This window comes from Moraxella sp. Pampa (assembly GCF_035181385.1).
Lineage (GTDB): Bacteria > Pseudomonadota > Gammaproteobacteria > Pseudomonadales > Moraxellaceae > Moraxella.
In genome coordinates, this window is record NZ_JAXCJK010000001.1 from 833,071 (window position 1) to 852,106 (window position 19,036).

General features: G+C 41.1%; 18 protein-coding genes and 1 tRNA gene. 8 read left to right on the plus strand and 11 right to left on the minus strand.

The window, feature by feature from the left end; all coding sequences use genetic code 11:
- Positions 1-22 precede the first annotated feature (22 nt).
- Both R0123_RS04015 and R0123_RS04020 read left to right on the plus strand, forming a co-directional pair.
- Positions 23-799, plus strand: coding sequence for a transferrin-binding protein-like solute binding protein (locus tag R0123_RS04015; RefSeq protein ID WP_323843181.1), 777 nt, complete (start codon positions 23-25; stop codon positions 797-799).
- 166 nt (positions 800-965) lie between these two features.
- Complete coding sequence (locus R0123_RS04020) at positions 966-1,451, plus strand: peptidylprolyl isomerase (protein WP_323841671.1); 486 nt, start codon at positions 966-968, stop codon at positions 1,449-1,451.
- Positions 1,452-1,510: 59 nt separating this feature from the next.
- Here the strand turns inward: R0123_RS04020 and R0123_RS04025 are convergent, their stop codons facing one another.
- From R0123_RS04025 to R0123_RS04035, 3 genes are all read right to left on the minus strand, one after another.
- Complete coding sequence (locus R0123_RS04025) at positions 1,511-2,284, minus strand: lysophospholipid acyltransferase family protein (protein ID WP_323841670.1); 774 nt, start codon at positions 2,282-2,284, stop codon at positions 1,511-1,513.
- Between the two features lie 167 nt (positions 2,285-2,451).
- Positions 2,452-4,344: an ATP-dependent zinc metalloprotease FtsH gene (gene ftsH / locus R0123_RS04030; protein WP_323841863.1), complete on the minus strand. Its 1,893-nt coding sequence runs from the start codon at positions 4,342-4,344 to the stop codon at positions 2,452-2,454.
- Between the two features lie 114 nt (positions 4,345-4,458).
- Positions 4,459-5,091: an RlmE family RNA methyltransferase gene (locus R0123_RS04035; protein WP_323841669.1), complete on the minus strand. Its 633-nt coding sequence runs from the start codon at positions 5,089-5,091 to the stop codon at positions 4,459-4,461.
- Positions 5,092-5,230: 139 nt separating this feature from the next.
- On the opposite strand from R0123_RS04035, the gene R0123_RS04040 reads away from it, so the two are divergent.
- Together R0123_RS04040 and R0123_RS04045 are read left to right on the plus strand one after the other, a co-directional pair.
- A complete protein-coding gene (locus tag R0123_RS04040) occupies positions 5,231-5,548 on the plus strand; it encodes a YhbY family RNA-binding protein (RefSeq protein WP_323841668.1) in 318 nt (105 codons plus the stop codon).
- On the plus strand, positions 5,514-6,206 hold the full coding sequence (locus R0123_RS04045) for a hypothetical protein (protein WP_323843182.1): 693 nt from the start codon (positions 5,514-5,516) through the stop codon (positions 6,204-6,206). The genes R0123_RS04040 and R0123_RS04045 overlap by 35 nt, the downstream gene beginning before the upstream one ends.
- A 51-nt stretch (positions 6,207-6,257) precedes the next feature.
- Here the strand turns inward: R0123_RS04045 and R0123_RS04050 are convergent, their stop codons facing one another.
- Complete coding sequence (locus R0123_RS04050; protein ID WP_323843183.1) at positions 6,258-6,992, minus strand: CHAP domain-containing protein; 735 nt, start codon at positions 6,990-6,992, stop codon at positions 6,258-6,260.
- A 261-nt stretch (positions 6,993-7,253) separates the two neighbouring features.
- Here R0123_RS04050 and R0123_RS04055 point away from each other — a divergent pair, with 261 nt between their 5' ends.
- Positions 7,254-7,772, plus strand: a complete 519-nt coding sequence (locus R0123_RS04055) for a DciA family protein (protein ID WP_323843184.1) — start codon at positions 7,254-7,256, stop codon at positions 7,770-7,772.
- 347 nt (positions 7,773-8,119) lie between these two features.
- On the opposite strand, the gene lpxC is transcribed toward R0123_RS04055, so the two are convergent.
- The 3 genes from lpxC to epmB all read right to left on the minus strand — a co-directional run bounded on the left by lpxC (position 8,120) and on the right by epmB (position 10,530).
- Positions 8,120-9,037, minus strand: coding sequence for a UDP-3-O-acyl-N-acetylglucosamine deacetylase (gene lpxC, locus R0123_RS04060; protein WP_323843185.1), 918 nt, complete (start codon positions 9,035-9,037; stop codon positions 8,120-8,122).
- A 311-nt stretch (positions 9,038-9,348) separates the two neighbouring features.
- Positions 9,349-9,425, minus strand: a tRNA-Val gene (locus R0123_RS04065).
- Positions 9,426-9,498: 73 nt separating this feature from the next.
- A complete protein-coding gene (gene epmB / locus R0123_RS04070) occupies positions 9,499-10,530 on the minus strand; it encodes an EF-P beta-lysylation protein EpmB (RefSeq protein ID WP_323843186.1) in 1,032 nt (343 codons plus the stop codon).
- A 133-nt stretch (positions 10,531-10,663) separates the two neighbouring features.
- Here epmB and efp point away from each other — a divergent pair, with 133 nt between their 5' ends.
- On the plus strand, positions 10,664-11,233 hold the full coding sequence (gene efp, locus R0123_RS04075) for an elongation factor P (protein ID WP_323841662.1): 570 nt from the start codon (positions 10,664-10,666) through the stop codon (positions 11,231-11,233).
- 96 nt (positions 11,234-11,329) lie between these two features.
- Here the strand turns inward: efp and R0123_RS04080 are convergent, their stop codons facing one another.
- Complete coding sequence (locus R0123_RS04080; RefSeq protein WP_323843187.1) at positions 11,330-12,013, minus strand: SPOR domain-containing protein; 684 nt, start codon at positions 12,011-12,013, stop codon at positions 11,330-11,332.
- A 203-nt stretch (positions 12,014-12,216) separates the two neighbouring features.
- Between R0123_RS04080 and R0123_RS04085 the strand changes: the two genes are divergently transcribed.
- Positions 12,217-12,438 (plus strand): DUF2788 domain-containing protein, encoded by a 222-nt coding sequence (locus R0123_RS04085; protein WP_323841660.1) that lies wholly within the window; start codon positions 12,217-12,219, stop codon positions 12,436-12,438.
- Between the two features lie 92 nt (positions 12,439-12,530).
- On the opposite strand, the gene cmoB is transcribed toward R0123_RS04085, so the two are convergent.
- Positions 12,531-13,541: a tRNA 5-methoxyuridine(34)/uridine 5-oxyacetic acid(34) synthase CmoB gene (gene cmoB, locus R0123_RS04090; protein ID WP_416381685.1), complete on the minus strand. Its 1,011-nt coding sequence runs from the start codon at positions 13,539-13,541 to the stop codon at positions 12,531-12,533.
- A 21-nt stretch (positions 13,542-13,562) separates the two neighbouring features.
- Positions 13,563-14,339, minus strand: a complete 777-nt coding sequence (gene cmoA / locus R0123_RS04095) for a carboxy-S-adenosyl-L-methionine synthase CmoA (protein WP_323841658.1) — start codon at positions 14,337-14,339, stop codon at positions 13,563-13,565.
- A gap of 82 nt (positions 14,340-14,421) precedes the next feature.
- Here cmoA and msrA point away from each other — a divergent pair, with 82 nt between their 5' ends.
- Positions 14,422-14,940 carry a peptide-methionine (S)-S-oxide reductase MsrA gene (gene msrA, locus R0123_RS04100; RefSeq protein WP_323843189.1) on the plus strand — a complete coding sequence of 173 codons (519 nt, stop codon included), beginning with the start codon at positions 14,422-14,424 and terminating at the stop codon, positions 14,938-14,940.
- A 10-nt stretch (positions 14,941-14,950) separates the two neighbouring features.
- Here msrA and smc read toward each other — a convergent pair whose 3' ends face one another.
- Positions 14,951-18,514 carry a chromosome segregation protein SMC gene (gene smc / locus R0123_RS04105; protein WP_323843190.1) on the minus strand — a complete coding sequence of 1,188 codons (3,564 nt, stop codon included), beginning with the start codon at positions 18,512-18,514 and terminating at the stop codon, positions 14,951-14,953.
- Between the last annotated feature and the right edge of the window lie 522 nt (positions 18,515-19,036).

Here is a 19,036-nt window from a genome sequence, read left to right on the forward strand (position 1 = left end):
TTATTTAATTAGGAGATCTACCATGCAAAAAACCGCAATTTTACCCCTATTGGCCCTAGCAATGATTGGCTTAACCGCCTGTGGAAAAAGTGGCTCTGGCACGCACGCCCCGATTGCATTACCCAACACCAAGCCAGACCTTACCAACACCCCCATCAAACCAAATACCTCTGACATTCAGGGGATTAAAATATCAATCACAAAAGGCAAAGCAGGCCCTGATACAATCATTACTGACAGCCCAAGCATTAACCAACTGACGATCAACGGCACAATCATCGACTTTATTCCTGACAACTTTAATGCCAATCTAGAAAAGATACAAAAATTTACGGATAAGACAGCTCGTGTGAGTGGTAACCCATTCCTTAAACATACTCGTTATGGCTACGCACACGAAGGCATCAATGGTGAGGCTTATCTTTTTGCCCAAGGAAATGCAACCACCAATGTGCCTAATAGTGGCACAGCTACCTATGTTGGTCGTGCTGTCGAAATAAACAAAGACAATGTTGCCAGATTTGATCAACGCCAACAAGACATTTCTATCGGTATCATACTAGAGGCTGCCTTTGATGTAGATTTTGACAAAAAGATTTTGACTGGTACCGTTGGCCCCAGCAAAAATGGCAGAGGACTGTTACAAGCCACCATCTCTGGCAATAAATTTACAGGCGAGCACAACGGCCTTAGTACAACGGGTCAATTTTATGGTGATGATGCCGCAGAACTGGGTGGTACCTATCGCTATGCCGATGGTAGAACTGTCGGTGCTTATGGTGCAAAAAAGTTAAACTGACCGAACAGTTTTAATTCGCCATACCCAAAAAGCCAAATGTTTTCTCGTCAAGACAAAGCATTGTTTTGACGAGAAATTCTGGCCACTTACTGTGGGTCTTGGCAGACCAATCATTAAGCCAGATTTATTGCGGTAGATTTGTATTTAGGTTTTATTTGGACAATCTATGAATATTTTACCAAACGAAGAAATTCGCATCACCGACGGTAGTACTGTCAATCTGCATTTTGAAGTCAGCCTACCTAATGGTACGGTCATTGACTCAACCTTTGGGCGTGATGAACCTGTCAGCCTAACCATCGGTGATGAAAGTCTACTGGCAGGGTTTGAGCAGGTATTGATGAATTTAAAAGCAGGCGATGTACGCACCGCTCATCTATCACCAGAACACGCTTTTGGCGAATGGAATAAAGAGAATGTTCAAGTTTTTCCCCGTGCTAAATTCTCAATTTCCGAACCAAACCCAACCATCGGCATGATGATGGAATTTAATGATCAAGGCAAAAATTCACTCGTAGGCGTAGTCAGTGAAGTCAGCGATGATGAGGTAAAAGTTGATTTTAATCACCCACTAGCAGGTCAAGATGTGCTGTTTAAGGTACAAATTTTTAAAGTAACGCCAAAAGGTGAAAGCAGTTTGAAGTTTATTTAAATCAATCAAATCAAAAAAATCGGACAATAAAAATGGTCCGATTTTTTTGGGTTTTAAAATTAAGACTTTAATATCCGTGAATGCAAATCTGCCAACCCATGCTCCATTGCCAGTTGCAACTCTGTGGTAAGTTCCTTTTGGGTTTTATTGTTAGGAAAAATCGGTACCAATGGTAATACATACGCCACAATACCATCACTGTCCGCCACCCGCCTTAGACTATCAGCCATCGTACGCTTACCATAGTAGGCCGCATCGTCAGAAAGTTTACCATCTTTATCAACATAAGCGGTGATAATGGGACAGATTGGCAATCCTGTATCTATACTTGCCTGCAATAATTTACCATAAATTTTTTTGATTTGCTTGCCATTTGTAGTGGTCGCCTCTGGAAAAAATAGCACCGAATGGCCATCACGCAAAAAATGAGCAATCTGCTCAACCACCCCTCCTGCATCACCCGACCCACGCTTGATGAACAGTGTACCGCCAGCCTTGGCAAGCCTACCAAAAATAAACCACTCTCCAATTTCCGCCTTGGACAAGAAAAATACGGGAGCAACCGAACCAACCACAGGGATATCTAGCCATGAGACATGATTACTTACCCACAATCCATGTATCTGTGGCACTGGCTCAACTGGCACAACATCAACACCAAACGAACGGCACATTTTTTGGCAAAAAATTTGAATATATTTAGTCAATCTATCTCTAGGCGGATTATCAAATGCACCAATTTTATAGGCCGCACGAAAACCCCCAACCAAGGTAGATCCCATGCTGATGATTTTTTTACCACGACCAAGCTGCTTTTTTACAAAATCTGCCATAATTTTCTCTATCATTTTATCATGTTAAACAGATAACCATGCTATAAAAAAAACGGATAAATTGCAAGTATTTTAGTAAACAAATATTCACATCAAACAACGCTAATTTCCCAAATAAAAAAACACCGTGATGCACACGGTGTTTTTTAGATAATCAAATTCAGCAATCAGGCTGTAGGTAAAGGCGGTGGCAACTCATCAAATGGAGCAGTTGGTACCGTTTTAATGTCTGGCACCTCATGTTGATAGTCTTTTGGTTCTCTTGGCTCTTCACCATTCATGATCTGCAAAAATTGCTCACGATCAATAGTTTCCCACTTCATGAGAGCATCTACCATGGCGTGCATCTTATCATGATTATCATCAATTAAGCGATATGCCACATCATATTGCTCTTCTAGAATGCGACGCACTTCATCATCAACCTTTTGCTGAGTGGCCTCTGAGATGGTACGAGTAGAACCACCAATATAGCCACCATGTTCTTCAGCTTCATAAACCATGACGCCAAGATTATCACTCATGCCATATTTAGTTACCATCGCACGCGCCATTTTGGTGGCTCTCTCAAAGTCATTGCTTGCACCAGTCGATTGCCGATTGACAAAAATCTCCTCAGCGATACGCCCACCAAATAAAATAGACAACTCATTAAGCATTTTATCTTTATAATTGCTCACTGCATCTTGTTCAGGCAGCTGCCAAGTAACGCCCAAAGCCCACCCCCTAGGCATGATGGTAACCTTATGAACAGGGTCGGTATTTGGCAATAACTGAGCCACCAATGCATGACCTGCCTCATGATAGGCCGTGGCACGGCGTTCATCTTCACGAAGCACCATTGACTTACGCTCAGGCCCCATGTATAACTTATCTTTGGCATCTTCAAAGTCATTCATGTCCACATGAGACTTATTGCGGCGAGCAGCAAACAAGGCAGCTTCATTCACAAGATTGGCAAGCTGAGCACCGCTAAATCCTGGTGTACCACGAGCCAAGGCATTAACATCTACACCGATGGTCTGTGGCAATTTTTTTAGATGTACATTCAAAATTTGCTCACGACCCTTGATGTCTGGCAGGCCAACTGATACCTGGCGGTCAAAGCGGCCTGGACGAAGCAAAGCCTTATCCAGCACATCAACACGGTTGGTTGCGGCAATGACAATAACGCCATCGTTGCCTTCAAAACCGTCCATTTCAACAAGCAGTTGGTTAAGAGTCTGCTCACGCTCATCATGGCCACCCCCCATACCAGAACCACGATGACGACCCACCGCATCAATCTCATCAATAAAAATGATGCAAGGAGCGTTTTTCTTGGCTTGCTCAAACATATCACGCACACGGCTAGCACCAACACCAACAAACATTTCAACAAAGTCGGAGCCTGATATTGAAAAAAACGGCACTTTAGCTTCACCTGCAATCGCCTTAGCCAATAGGGTTTTACCCGTACCTGGCGGACCCACCATTAAAACACCTCGTGGAATGGTCGCACCCAGCTTGGTAAACTTAGCAGGATCTTTTAGAAAATCAACAATCTCAACGACTTCTTGTTTAGATTCCTCACAGCCTGCCACATCAGCAAAGGTAACTTTAATTTGGTCCTCTGTCAGCATTTTGGCTTTTGACTTGCCAAAGCTCATCGGATTGCGACCGCCCATGCCACCACCAGCACCACCGCTCATGCCACGCATGAACAGCCAAAATAGGCCGATGATGAGCAAAATAGGAAAAGCAGCAATGAGCAGTTGAGAGCCAATACCTTGTCGTTCAGGCACCGTACCTTGGATCTCGACATCATGCTCTCTTAGAAGTGGCATTAGCCCATCATCACTAATGGCAGGACGCACAGTTTCAAAGGCGGAGCCATTGACTTTCTTTCCTGTAATTTCCTCGCCATCAATCTTTACTTCCTTAATTTCACCTTTGGAAACTGCTGTTACAAATGACGAATAATTCAGCTGGTCAGTATCAGCATTTGCACGGTCAAGATTGCTAAAAATTGCAACCACCACACCAATAATCACCAACCACAATAAGGTATTTTTTACCATGTTGTTCACTAACTTTTCCTATTCTTAGCATTTTGCTATTTGTCTATTTTGGTAGCACTCAAACAGAGATGCGTATTTATATGTGGATATTTTTACCAAATTCAAGATAAAAAATCACCTAATAGCCACCCAAAACATCTCTTTTGAGCGTGGGCGAGATGCCGCAGGTTTAATACTTTTTATTTTGCTGAATTTTTTTTGCATGTCGTTGCGAAGTTCTGCCGAACCTTCACCTTGGAACACCTTCATAATGAGTGCACCACCTTCTGGCAAAACCTTTAAAGCAAAGTCCACCGCAAGCTCACACAGATACATCATGCGTGGCATATCCACCGCCGACATTCCTGATGTATTAGGGGCCATATCAGACAAGACCACATCGACACGCCGACCAGCAACTTCCGCCATAATCTTATCAAATACCGCCTGCTCACGGAAATCACCTTGAATAAAAGTTACATTTTCAAGCGTATCCATTGGCAAAATATCAGAGGCAATCAAAATTCCAGCATCACCCACAAGTTGTCCTGCAACTTGAGACCAGCTCCCTGGTGCTGAACCCAGATCCACCACCGTCATACCTTTTTTAATAAGGCCTGTTTTTTCATTGATTTCAAGTAATTTATACGCAGCACGAGCACGATAGCCATCTTTTTGAGCTTTTTGGACATAAAAATCATCGATATGCTCTTTCATCCAAGCACGGCTTGATTTTGAAAATTTCTTATTGGTAATGCGAGTTGCCATAAGAAGCGTTTTACACCTTTGTTAATTTTTTAAAATTCAAATGAATAACCGGTCTAGTTTACCATTTTTATCAGTTAATTTGGGATAATTTCTGCTATAATATGTTAAATTTAGCAAATTTTTTACTTTGGAAAAATCTATGAGCAACAAAAAATCAAAAATGCAAGACTTAAAAGAACTGCGTGGTATCGGCCATCACCTAAATCCTGTCGTTATCGTTGGTGGCAATGGCTTGACCAATACACTGATTGAAGAGATAGAGCGAGCCTTGCATGATCACGAACTCATTAAAATCAAAATCCCAGCAGGTTCTGCTGACGAACGCAAAGAATGTGCCAATGCCATTGCAGACGCCACCAAAAGTCAAATCATTCATCATATAGGACGCATGGTTCTGCTACTACGCAAAAATCCAGAGCCAAATGCCAAGTTGTCCAATCTGGTACGCTTTTCCTGATCACACCGATACCATCATGCCAGATACACTCAATACAAAGGCAATTCATCAAACTGTCTTTTGGGGTAATATAGCATCTCCCCAAATTCACTCACACACCCTGACAGCGACCGAACCAAACTCACCTAAGATTGATGTTGCCATCAGCCTTCAAGATGATTATGGCACTAATATCAGTGGTGCTAATATCAGCTATTTTATTAAGCGTACTGATTGGCTTCATCTGCCAAATTTATCCAAAGATAGTGCTCGCCAAGACTATCTTTGGCAGGGCAATTGCTTTGAATGCTTTTTTGGATTTGATGAGTGCACAGATTATGTTGAGCTTAATTTCACATCTCATTCGATCGGTAGTCTTTATAATTTATACCATTTTACTGATTATCGCACACCCAATATCATGCCGCCTGCACAAACCAATGGGCAGATCATCATAAAAAGCATAGAAAATGACGAGATGAGCAAAATAACCAGTAGCCATCATGTTTACCACCTAACCGTTATTTTTGATACACCAGCTTTTAGAGGCAAATCAAAACCCATCAACAAAATCAATCCTGCTGTCATTTTATACAAAAACGATACAGCAATTTTTTATGCCAAAAACCACACCAACCCACCAGATTTTCATGATAAGCGTTCTTGGATAAATATTTGACAAAAAAATAAACCAACTAAAAGTTGGTTTATTTAATTAATATCAGTCGATTTAATGCTCATTTAAAGCAAGCATCGTACCTGTATTTGCACTTGCATCCACATAGCGTGCATCACGCCAAACGGTATAGCCATTATGCTGGCTGTACGGACTAAACTTTGGCTGACGAAAGTCAGAAACCCATTGATTGCCATCATAAATTTGGATATGACCATGTGGATTTTTAGCCGTGCGATTAAATACCACCACATCACCTACTTGCGGTTGATAATCATCGCTACTAATCTGGGCAAACCCAGCATCTGCTAATGTGCCATGTGCATATTGATATGCAGAAGGGTTGGGTGTAAATTCATAGCCTGCTGATTGTAGTGCCTTACGCACATATAAAGCACATCGCCCCAAACTGCCGGCATGAGCAGCACGAGCTGCTGTTCGAGCAGCAATACTTGGTGCACTATTTGTGCTAAGTTTTGCCACAATAGATGTTGATTCATCACTAACGACATCATCCATCAAGACCACATCTTGATTGGTAACAATAAGACTAGACATGGCGTTTAATGAGTTTGTCGGTTGATAAACCGAGACAACAGGCATTGAATTTTGCGATTGGGCAATCAATTGATTGATTGCATCATCAATATTGGTGGTGGTATTGGTTGTACTATTAACAGTATTAACATTAATGTAGTTACCCTGACTAACCTGAATACTTGCTTGTGCAGTACCAGATTGTCCAAGAGTCAGCCCAACAGCCGACATCAGCCAAAACACTCTTTTCATAAATTTTCCTCAAATCATCAAGATCTTACCCTTTCGTCTTGATGCTTTGCATGAGTTTTGATTAAAAGCTTGTTATCAGCGGCATACATCCAAGTACGCCAGAGATTACCAACAGTCTATTAATACATAACACAATAGAACTACAAAAGCACTCATTAGCTTAAAATGATATGATTTTGTTAGCAATCTGCTCATAAGGCATGATACACTTGCTCTATTGGACACCATGTCCATGGCTTTTATGGCAAAAAAGGTAAAACCATGTCTGATTCAACAAAAATTAACTTCATAGATGATTTGCATTTAAAGAGCAATACACCAAATTACTTGGCAAGCACGCTTGAAAAACAAGCCGCAGCAGGGGCAAAACCTCCTGTTCACTTGACTCAGCGTCTCGTACATTTGCAATCATGTACCGCCTTATTACAACAAGCATTAAAGCCACTATTACCAGCAGAAATACTCAAAGATTGTCAAGTTGCCCAAGCTGACCGATATCGTCTGACAGTATCACTGTCATCAACCACTGCCGCCAATCATCTGCGCTACCTGTCAGCAAGTTGCCTAGAAAAGCTACGCAGTTATGATAAGAAATTTTGTCATTTGGAAGAATTTGGTGTCATTGTTACACCAAGAACCACGCAATCAGACAGTCGCCAACTAAGTTCCAAAAAAACCTTAAGCGAAAACACAAAACGCATTATAACCCAAACTGCGACCACTGTCATCACTCATGATGGACTAAGGCAGGCGCTATTACGCCTAGCCAAAGAAGATTAGGTGAACGGTTGTTAATTGTAGATTTACGAAAATGGCTTGATGTTATTTGATAAAGATTGTAAAGTTTTGTAAATAAATTCCCTTTTAAATGCCTAATTTATACAAAAATACAGCTTGTAGCCCACCAAAGAATGAATGACGCACCAACAAAATGCCATTCGTCAAAACTCTGCCAAACCCCTTGAAATCAAAAGGGTTTATGTCAAAAAAACCAAAATCCATTTGCCAGTTATTGCAAATGGATTTTATTATTTTTTTAAGTAATACGACTGAATAATAAAAATTCATCAAAGGTTACACATCGTTTGCCAAAACCTTGCACCGCCAATAAATAAGACGCTTTTTAATCAATTTTCAAACAAAATATTTGGCTTTAAATAATCAATTGGTGCTTCATTTCTGTTACAAAAAGTTACAATTTTATGGGTGCTTTTGTCGGCAAGCACCGCACGAATGAGCATATTATTAAGTGCATGGCCTGACTTATACGCCGAAAAATGTGCCAAAATCGGACAGCCGATAATAAACAAGTCACCCACCGCATCAAGTATCTTATGGCGAACAAATTCATTTGGGTAACGAAGACCGCCTTCATTTAAAATTGAAGTTTCATCTAGCACCACCGCATTATCCAGACTGCCACCCAATGCCAAATTACGCTCACGCAGGCATTCCAAGTCTTTTAAAAAACCAAAAGTTCTGGCACAGCTGATTTCATGAACAAAATTAGCCGTATTAAAATCAAGACTGGCCTTTTGGTCAGTGGCCTTAATGGCATCGTGATCAAAATCAATCTCAAAATCCATCAAAAAGCCGTCATCGTAAGGCGTCAATTCTGCCCATTTATCGCCATCAGTCACACGCACAGGTTTTAAGATTTTTAAAAACTTTTTAGGGGCATTTTGCTCTTGAATGCCTGCTTTATAAATGAGGTCTAAAAACGGTGCAGCCGAGCCGTCCATGATCGGAATTTCAGGTGCGTCCACTTTGACAATCAGATTGTCCAAACCGCACGCTGCAATCGCTGACAACAAATGCTCCACCGTTCCCACACGAGCATCGCCCTGCACTAAATTTGATGACATCATGGTGTCTTGCACAAGATCGGCACTCATCGGAATGCCCACACCCCCCATATCCACACGCTCAAATACAATACCATGTCCCACACCAGCAGGAGCGAGTGTTAATGTAACTTTTTTTCCACTATGAAGTCCAATGCCTGCAATGCTTAGCTCTTGAGAGACAGTTCGTTCATAAACCATGGCAATTCCAAATATGACAAATTTTGACAAATATTTTATCATTTTGGCAAAATTTTGTCATCTGTTGCCCCATGTCATTGTACCAAACTCGCCTTTTATCAAGCCTGCTTAAACCAAATAAAACCCAAACAGCTATTTAAATCTTAGGAGGGATTTAAAGAGGATAACGACTTTAATCCTGTCGTAAATTTTCGTTTATTTTACGCATTTTTGGCTAAAATACCCAAAATAAATAGACAGTTTAATTTGTAAAATTTAGCCAAATCAGCAAAAAACCCCTTGAAATCATTGATTTCAAGGGGTTTTGAATATGGTAGGCATAAGCAGACTCGAACTGCTGACCCCCACCATGTCAAGGTGGTGCTCTAACCAACTGAGCTATACGCCTAAAAAGTGTGGCTATTTTAACAAATTTTTAAAACTTTGCAAGCAATTTTTTGATAATTTTTATTGATGCAGTTTTATTGATGTAGGTTGACAGGAGTTTTATAAGGTCTGTTTGGCAATTCTTGAACAAGCTTTGGCACAAGATAGCCTGACATATTTTCAAGCAGTTGCCAATAAATTTGAACAGCACGAGCAATAGGTAAGTCAAAATGAGACGCCCCTTGAACCTTATCTAAAATATGCAAATAGTAAGGCAAAACACCCATATCAAACAACGCGTGGCTCAGCTTACACAGTGTATTTACCTCATCATTAACACCTTTTAATAGTACAGTTTGATTCAGCAAAGTAACACCTGCTTGTCTTAGTAGCTGACATTTGTTTGCCAGCACTTCATCAATCTCATTGGGGTGATTGATGTGCAATACCATGACGATATTTTTTGGCGAGCTTTTGAGCAGGGACAAAAGTTCTTGATCAACACGATTTGGCAAAACCACAGGCAAGCGAGTATGAATACGAATGGTTTTGACATTTGACAAAGCGTTCATCATTTCAAACCAAACAAGCAACCTACGATGACTTAAACTTAACGGATCGCCACCACTAAAAATTACCTCATCAATCTGATGATTTGAGCTGATATATTCACCAATCTTTACAAGCTCTTCACGATTTGGCATATTTGCCTGATAATCAAAATGCTGACGAAAACAGTAGCGACAATGCACCGCACACGCCCCCGTAGCCGTAATCAACACACGATTTTTGTATTTGTGCAACAAGCCTTTTGCAGGATTTTGGTCATTTTCTGCCAGCGGGTCGTGCGTATACCCCACCGCCAAGATTGTCTCTTGAATGTCTGGCAGTACTTGAAGCAATAATGGGTCTTTAAGACTGCCCTTGCTCATTTTATCAGCAAAGGCTTTTGGCACCCTAAGCCCAAAGCCTCTTGGTGCATAATACCCATCAGGCATATCCAGACCCAAATATGCATATAGCTCACCGACATCAGACAGGCTGTCCGCCAACTCTGCCTGCCAGTTTTCATAAAAAAATGGTGCATCTGATAAATTTTTAGTAGAAATTTTTGACAAATTACGCATTATTTTTTGACAATATTGATTAAAACTATATATAATGTGCTGTTTAGCAACATTTGCGAAATGACCGTTATTATAACTCAATTATAACGCACTTTTCGCCCAAATTTATTTTTCTTTTTTAAAGGTAATCATCATGGCAAGTTTTTCTACCAACGACTTTAAAGCTGGCTTAAAAGTCATGCTTGACGGCAATCCCTGTGCAATCTTAGAAAATGAATATGTAAAACCTGGCAAAGGTCAGGCCTTCAACCGTGTCAAGCTTCGCAACCTAAAAACTGGCAAGGTCTTAGAACAGACCTTTAAATCTGGCGACACACTAGAAGGTGCTGATGTCATCGACACAGAAATGAACTATTTATATAATGATGGCGAATTTTGGCACTTCATGCACCCAGAGACTTTTGAACAATTGCAAGCTGACAAAAATGCCATGGGCGATGCAGCACAATGGCTCAAAGAAAATTCAAATGCTCTTTGCACCATCACGCTATTTAATGGTGCACCACTGAGTGTTACTGCACCAAACTTTGTTGAACTACAAATCATCGAAACTGATCCAGGCATACGCGGCGATACATCTGGTGGCGGTGGCAAACCTGCTAAGCTAGAAACAGGTGCGGTGGTTCGTGTTCCATTATTTGTACAACAAGAAGAAGTTGTAAAAGTTGACACTCGCACTGGTGAATACCTATCTCGTGTGTGATGACAATCATACATAACATCACGCAACAAAAAATCCCCAAACATTGGGGATTTTTTGTCAAGATCATTGCATCAAAGATGATCGCACACGCTCATCTTACTTATGGCGTTGCTCCACGATCAATGCATCAATGCCATTATTACGCAATCTAAGTAAGGCTTGACTGGCTTGGCTGCTGGTTGTCATTGGCACTGAGACCACTTGATAAAAACTTGCACCAGTCGCTTTATCCTCACGACGCACAACAGTCGCATCTACGCCAGCCAGCATGACCTCTGCTCGCTTCTCATCGGCATCTTTGGCATTTGGGTAGCTTTTGATTTGCAAAATATAAGTGGTGGTGATTTGAGCGACACTGTGAGTATCATGAGCATCATCACTTTGATTGGCCTCGCTTTGTTCAGGTATTTCAGCCCCACCCTTATCTGATTGCACTACTGTATCAACATCTAGCGTTTGTACATTTGTATCGGCGATTTCCTGCACACTCACGCCCTCTGGCACACTGCGAAAATCTTGCTTGGGCAATACATCATAAAATTCAAAATTAGGTGAAGGCGCAGCCTCTGTCTGAGTGATTGGACGAACTGGCTCTTCTTCAACAACCATAATCTTAGTACTGTTACGATAACTTTCTGCCATGGGCGAAAAGTACAGCACCACCGCCAACGCTGATACAACAAGCATTAATACAACAATCCACAATAAGCTCAAAAGCCCAGAGCTTTGCTTATCCTTGGTGGATTTATAGACAGCAGATGGTTTTTGTTTATTTGTCATGTTGATATTTACTCAATTTATCAAATTGATGCACCAAAAAACATCTATTGTATCAATTTTTTGGCATACTGTGGAAAAAATTATACCACGCCTTTGTTTTTTCTTGTATTCTCAAAGAGAAATGACCTGTCAATCTATGTTATAATTTAGCCAAACTCACATCGTGAAAAATTTCAAGTTAGAATTTCAAGAGAGCAAACAATATGAGCTTTACCATCTCCGAAGAGACCATCACCGCTGCTGGTTTGTACATTTTACTGCCAATTTTTATTGCATTCTTATTTTTTATCATGTGGGACATGGCCAAAAGCACCAATGCAGGTCGGGCAGGTACATTCTGGATTTTTGTGGCACTCGGTGCAGGCTTTGTGGGATTTTTATTAAAAATCATCATTGAATGGGTGCTGGGCACTTGGTTTATTTGATACATTCACTTAGTCAAACATTTGCTTGATTTACAACCACCCACGACATTAAGATTTATAACCAAAACCTTAAAATCTGACCTCCATATCATCTATTTTTTGGCAATCATCACCGCTCTTTTTGGTCGTGGATGACCTTCAATTGTTTTGGCATGGTCATTTAAATCCAAAAAATCTGAAAGTGAATGATAATCCATCCACTGTGTTTTACGCTGCTCATCAGTGGTTGTTACATCAATATCCACACAACGCACCTCAACAAACCCCACCTTAACCAACCATTTTTTCAAGGCAGGTACGCTTGGTAGAAAATATACATTATTCATCTGTGCATAACGGTCTGTTGGCACAAGTACGGTATTTTCATCACCATCAACAACCAGTGTTTCAAGCACAAGCGTACCGCCTTTATTAAGCTGTCCTTTTAACCGCTCCAAATGGTCAAATGGCGATGCACGATGATATAGCACACCCATGCTAAACACCACATCAAACAACGCACTTTGTTCGGGCAAATTTTCAAGTGGTACTGGAATATAATGCACAGGTAAAGCCACGCCCATAAAGTGCTTTATCGCCATAAACTGATGATAAAACAGGCAAGAAGGATCAATAACAACAACCGACTTTGCCCCATCGCCAAGCATTCGAAAACCATGATAGCCCGAACCGCCACCCACATCTAAAATACGTTTTTTATTCAAATCCAAATGCTTGCGTACTCGCTCCCATTTAAAATCACTACGCCATTCGGTATCAATAAAAACACCTTCTCCACCACCTTTTGTTGATAAATGAAATGGGCCTTTACGCCATGGTTTAAGATTGCCCAACAAACTGTGCGTCTTTTTAAAATCAGCCACTTGCCAATCCAGCACTGCCTCAACCTTGTCTGCCAGATTGACATCAACCACCTGAACCACAGGCAATCTTTCAACCGCTGACGCATAAAATGGAGCATGTGCATAACGACGCTTATCTTTAATCTCAGACAACCACTGGGGCAGTCTGGCCAGCCATTCACCTGCCTTTGGGTGATATTTGCTCAATTGCAATAAATGCAAGTACAGTGCTTGCTCAGCATCAAAAATAGTATTATTCATCAATATGCTCATGCTCAAAAGTCATTTAAACGCCACAACAGACAAGAAATTCAAAAACTTAAACCAAGTCAAACTTCTATCAAATCCTGCTTGATTTAATCGCTTGTGATGCAAGCTTTCGGTGTCAGTAATTAACACATTCTCCAAGGCATTGCGTTTTGTGCTGATTTCCAGCTCACTATATCCATTAGCTCGTTTAAAATCGTAGTAGCGTTCCACCAGCCAAGCATCATTTTGCTCATCAAGATTGTGCGTTTTTTCAGTTAAAATCAAAACACCACCCACGCTCAATGCATCATAACATTTACTCAACAAAGCCAATCTTTTATCTGGTGCTAAAAATTGCAAAGTAAGATTTAAAATTATCATGTCGCAATTTTTTAGTTCTATATCACAAACATCATCTAAAATAAAATTAATCTGGTGGCTTGGGTAATGCTCACTCAATACCGCCTTGGCTTTATCAATCATTGGGGCAGAGATATCTACCGCATTGATTTGCAATTCATTGGGCTCAAATTTATCAGCCAGTGCAAACGACACCGCCCCAAGCGAACAACCCAAATCATAAATACGGCTGAATTTTTGCCCGTGTTCAACTTGACGAAAAGCACAATGACGGCGAGCAAAAATCGGTAGCATCGCAAGCATTTGCCCATAACCTGGTACACTACGGCGTATCATGTCAGGAAAGCAAGCAACCACCTCTTCATCAAAGGAAAAGCGGGCATATTTATCAAGGGGTGTGGTAAACAGGGTGTCATACCCATTTGTATTTGGGTTGGTTTTGATGCTCATAGAAGATGGTGAATTATTTTGTCATTTATGATATGCTTATTTTAGCATTTTTTTATCATTTTCACTATTATTGGAAGTATTTATGGCTAATATTATTCTAGGCGGTGGCTGTTTTTGGTGTACTCAAAGCGTATTTTTGGCGGTCAAAGGTGTACAGGCGGTAACCGCTGGCTATGCTGGTGGCAATGAAGATACAGCCAATTACGAGAGCGTCTGCACAGGTCAAACAGACCATGTCGAGGTCATTCAAGTCATTTTTGATGAGTGCATGATTGATTTGTCTGTCATTTTAGACATTTTCTTCACCACGCATGACCCAACCACACTAAACCGCCAGGGCAATGACATTGGTACACAGTATGCATCTGTCATTTTTTATACTGATGAAAAACAGCTTGATGTCATCAATGATAAAATCAACGACCTAAAAGCAAATGGTGTGGCCGTCGTTACCCAAGTTCGCCCTGCACCCACTTTTTATCCTGCCGAAGATTATCATCAAAATTTTTTCATCAAAAATCCTACACAAGGGTATTGCAATTTTGCCATTCCGCCAAAGCTGGTCAAGCTTCGAGCAAATTTTGAAGAGTATTTAAAATAAACAGAAAAACTTAGCTTTCAATATATTTTTGGGCCTCTTCTAGATTGACTGTAACCAAACTTGAGATGCCTGCTGTCGGCATGGTAATGCCTTTTAGTTCATCAGCGATTTGCATGGCAAGTTTGTTATGACTGATGAAGATGAATTGCACGCTGTCAGCAAGCTCATGAATTAAGCTGGTGAAGCGTGCAACATTGGCATCATCAAGAGGTGCATCAACTTCGTCCAATACACAAAATGGGGCTGGGTGTTGCTTGAAAATCGCAAAAATCAAACTTAAAGCGGTCAGCGTTTTTTCACCACCAGACAATACCGCAAGGCGTGAATTTTTCTTACCCTTTGGCTGTGCCATCAACACAAGACCTGCTCGCCATTTATCCGCTTTAGACAGATTGTCATCATCAATGAGTGCAAGACTTGCCTGACCACCGCCAAAAACCTTGCCAAATAAGGTATTTAGCTCTTCATTGACAGCGTTTAGTGCACCCAAAAATAGCGATTTTGTTTTTTCATCAATGGCACAAATGGCATCTTTTAATTTCACCATGCTTTGTGTGATGTCATTGATTTGACTGTCCATCGGAGAGACACGCTCTTCAAGCTCTTTGAGCTCTTGGGCTGCTGCCAAGTTGACCGCACCCAGCTGAGCAAGCTGTGCTTTAATGTCGTCAAGATGGGCGCTATTGTCTTTAAATTTGGGTGGCTTGGCACGAAAATCTGCCAAAGTCGATGGCAGGTTAAAGTTCTCATCAAGGCGAACCATCTCATGGGCCAAATCACTTAATCGACTCTCACCCACCGCCACATCTGCGGTGATTTGAGCAGATTGCGCCTGAGCTTTGGCAAAATTAGCATGAGCCTCTGTCAGATTCTCTTGAAGCTTAGCTTGCATGAGTTGTAAAGTTTTGGCGGCCGACTCATGTTCTTCGCTGGTGATTTTCAACATGGCAGTCTGAGCTTTTGCATTTTTAAACACCGCTTCTAGCTCAGGCAGTTTGGCAGTCAGCTTCTCTTGCGTGTCTTTAACCAGCTTTATGTCAATATCCGCCTGCTCGGCATTTTTCTTGGCAAGTTCAAGCAGTCGCTGACTGTGCGTTTTTTTCTGTGCCAGCGTATTAATTTTTAGTTGCAACGCTTGATACTCATCATTTAAGGTTTTGACCTGAGCATTCATTTCGTCCATATTTTTGGTCATTGCAAGCATCGCATTTTGAGCAGTCTCAAATTTTGGCAAATGCTCGGCAAGTTGCTTACAGATGTCATCAAGCTCCATCTCTAGCGACTTTAATTCCCCACTGATTTCATTTTTCTCTTCATCAAGCCGTGCTTTATTTTTGACAAAATTTTCTCGCTTAATGGCATCGGTTTGCACTGCAGCGGTCAATGTTAAGTGTGCTTGTTGTGCTTTATGTAGACTTGCTAAAATTGCTGTCATTTGGGCGGTACGCTCATCATGGGCAATTTTAAGATTTTCAAGCTGAGCGGTATGAGCCTTTAATGTCTTTTCACTGTTTGCCAATTCATCTTCAACGTCATTTAATTCATCTTCAAGCTCGGCAAGTCGCTGACTGTGCTGGGCTTTTTGACTCAGCACAGATGATTCTGCCCCAAAAGCACTGGTGTGCATCACGCCAAAGATACCAATCAGCCAGCCTGTTGCTGTCAAAATCAGCCGACCATCGGACGCCTTATTTTTAAGTTGTGCCAAAGCATTATCGGTCAAATCACCATCAAAAAGATAGCAGTGATCAAAAAGCTTTAAGCGTGGCGAGTCAAACAATTGTCCAAAAGCAATCAGCTGACCATCATTCACGCCATAGCCACCACCTGTGGTAAAAATACTGCAAGTAGCATTTTTATCTTTAATGTCTGGCATGGACAAGACCGACCTAATTTCAACATCGTCTGAAACCTGAGCGTTGAGCCAAAAACCCAAAAATCCATCAAGCACGCCTGCAAATTTTTCTCCATGACAACTTAATTTCACCACATCTTTTAGGCGTGGCAGATGCGAAAAATCACTCATCTCTTTGCAAACTTCTTGCACAACGGGCTTGGCATGGAGCATTTTATGCAAAATGTCGTATTCACTAGACAAAGCAGCATGGCGTTTTTCAAGAGTACCATACTCACTTTGGGCAGTCTGCACCAGCTTATTTAACTCATCTAGCTTCTCTTTATCATCAAATTCTGCCAAAGAATCTTGGCGAAGTTTGAGGGTATTGATTTCATCAGACAGGCGTTTTAATTCATCATTATCCGTTGTATTTTCCTGTGCCAATGACTGCCCGCTTATTACCAGCTCATTATGTCTTTTCATCCATTTTTCACGAGCATTTAGCACACGCAATTTTTGTGATTCGGCAAGTTTTTGGGCATTTTCCAGCGTGTTTTTTTGTGCTTGCAAGGCATTTACTTCATCACGAACACCCTGCCAGTTGTCTTGAATTGCAGATAATTGAGATTTTTTGGTAGCCAAATTTTCACTAAGCATGGTTAAATTTGGTGTGATTTGATTAAGTTCATCATCAATTTTGGCAAGCTCATCTGTTGAATGCCTGATGTCATCATTCGCCTCTGACTTAATGGTGTTTAGACGATGAAGCTTCTCATCAGATTGGCCAAGCTCTTGACTTACTGTATAAAAATTATGTTGGGCTGTTTGTTCTGCCATCTGTGCATTATGATACTTATCCTTTGCATCATCTTTTAGCCACTGCCCTTCGGCAACTTTCGCAGACAAGCGATCCAATTCAGCTTTAGCTTTATTGACAATATTGGTAAGCACAGTAAAATCATCGTTACTGCTTTGCTGTTCTAATTTTTTATTCTCATGATATTGCCACGCCTCAAAAATGCGTTTTAGCAAATCCTCTTTGTTAATTTTTTCAATTTCAGCGTTCAGCTCTTGGTATTTTTTGGCAGATTCTGCTTGACGAAGTAGCGTGCGTTGCTGTTTTTTCAGTTCGCCTTGCAGGTCTGATAGTCGCTCTAGGTTGTCTTTTGCCTCGTCTAGTTTCTTTTGCGTCTCTTCACGCCGTGCCTGATAGCGAGACACGCCAGCCCCCTCCTCAATGAATGAACGAAGCTCCATAGGGCTTGACTCAACAATACGCCCAATCATGCCCTGCTCGATGACAGCATAGCTACGAGCACCCAGCCCTGTGCCAAGAAAAACATCAATCACATCACGGCGACGCACTCGCTGACCATTGATGAAGTAATCAGATTTACCATCTTTGGTTACTTGGCGGCGGAGGGTCAACTCTTGGTACAAATTTAAGGCATGGCGAATGCCAGTCGTCTCATCTTGGGTATGCTCAAAGGTCAGCTCCACACTCGCCAAGGACTTGGCAGCTCGCCCTTCTACGCCTGCAAAAATCACATCACTCATCGCTCCACCACGAAGCTGTTTGGCAGAAGTCTCACCCAACACCCAGCGAATGGCATCAATGACATTAGACTTACCACAGCCATTAGGCCCTACAATGGCAGTAATGTCATGCTTAAAGGTAAAAGTAGTTGGATTGGCAAAGGATTTAAAGCCAGCAAGTTTTAAGGATTTTAGACGCATAATGAATGATAAAAATCTTAGGATAAAAGACAAGTATTATAGCAAATTTTACAAAAATTTTATCCAAGTTTCTTTTAGATAATTCGATCAATAAGCCCAGTATTTTTAGATTGACAGGATATGCGGGGGGGTAGAATATCGTGTATTTGATTAAAACAGTCTAGGGATTTATATGTTTTTTATTGACTCTTTGCTTATTAAGGCTATGCTAATAACTGGGATCAGATTTCACAGCGATACCGCCAAGATAAAAACTGGACTTGCGAAGAATGCGATGTAAACCTAACCAGCCATCGACAACTACTTGATGTTCATCATATAAATGGAGTCAAGCAACATAATCATTACAGTAATTTAAAAGTCCTATGCAAAGAATGCCATGGCAAACAGCCTTATCATAGTCATTATCTTAACAGCATTTCACAAGATGCCCTAGAAACCCTACGATACATCAAAAAAGAACAGGGCATCATTTAAAATATCACACCCAACAAAAAACCCTGCAAATGGCAGGGTTTTTTG

Coding starts and splice junctions, on each gene's coding strand:
- cmoA (WP_323841658.1), bottom strand. CDS start 14,339: ATGAGCATCAAAACCAACCCAAATACAAATGGGTATGACACCCTGTTT.
- R0123_RS04035 (WP_323841669.1), bottom strand. CDS start 5,091: ATGGCAACTCGCATTACCAATAAGAAATTTTCAAAATCAAGCCGTGCT.
- smc (WP_323843190.1), bottom strand. CDS start 18,514: ATGCGTCTAAAATCCTTAAAACTTGCTGGCTTTAAATCCTTTGCCAAT.
- cmoB (WP_416381685.1), bottom strand. CDS start 13,541: ATGAATAATACTATTTTTGATGCTGAGCAAGCACTGTACTTGCATTTA.
- epmB (WP_323843186.1), bottom strand. CDS start 10,530: ATGCGTAATTTGTCAAAAATTTCTACTAAAAATTTATCAGATGCACCA.
- R0123_RS04085 (WP_323841660.1), top strand. CDS start 12,217: ATGAGCTTTACCATCTCCGAAGAGACCATCACCGCTGCTGGTTTGTAC.
- R0123_RS04050 (WP_323843183.1), bottom strand. CDS start 6,992: ATGAAAAGAGTGTTTTGGCTGATGTCGGCTGTTGGGCTGACTCTTGGA.
- R0123_RS04045 (WP_323843182.1), top strand. CDS start 5,514: ATGCCAAGTTGTCCAATCTGGTACGCTTTTCCTGATCACACCGATACC.
- R0123_RS04020 (WP_323841671.1), top strand. CDS start 966: ATGAATATTTTACCAAACGAAGAAATTCGCATCACCGACGGTAGTACT.
- lpxC (WP_323843185.1), bottom strand. CDS start 9,037: ATGGTTTATGAACGAACTGTCTCTCAAGAGCTAAGCATTGCAGGCATT.
- msrA (WP_323843189.1), top strand. CDS start 14,422: ATGGCTAATATTATTCTAGGCGGTGGCTGTTTTTGGTGTACTCAAAGC.
- R0123_RS04080 (WP_323843187.1), bottom strand. CDS start 12,013: ATGACAAATAAACAAAAACCATCTGCTGTCTATAAATCCACCAAGGAT.
- R0123_RS04040 (WP_323841668.1), top strand. CDS start 5,231: ATGAGCAACAAAAAATCAAAAATGCAAGACTTAAAAGAACTGCGTGGT.
- efp (WP_323841662.1), top strand. CDS start 10,664: ATGGCAAGTTTTTCTACCAACGACTTTAAAGCTGGCTTAAAAGTCATG.
- R0123_RS04015 (WP_323843181.1), top strand. CDS start 23: ATGCAAAAAACCGCAATTTTACCCCTATTGGCCCTAGCAATGATTGGC.
- ftsH (WP_323841863.1), bottom strand. CDS start 4,344: ATGGTAAAAAATACCTTATTGTGGTTGGTGATTATTGGTGTGGTGGTT.
- R0123_RS04055 (WP_323843184.1), top strand. CDS start 7,254: ATGTCTGATTCAACAAAAATTAACTTCATAGATGATTTGCATTTAAAG.
- R0123_RS04025 (WP_323841670.1), bottom strand. CDS start 2,284: ATGGCAGATTTTGTAAAAAAGCAGCTTGGTCGTGGTAAAAAAATCATC.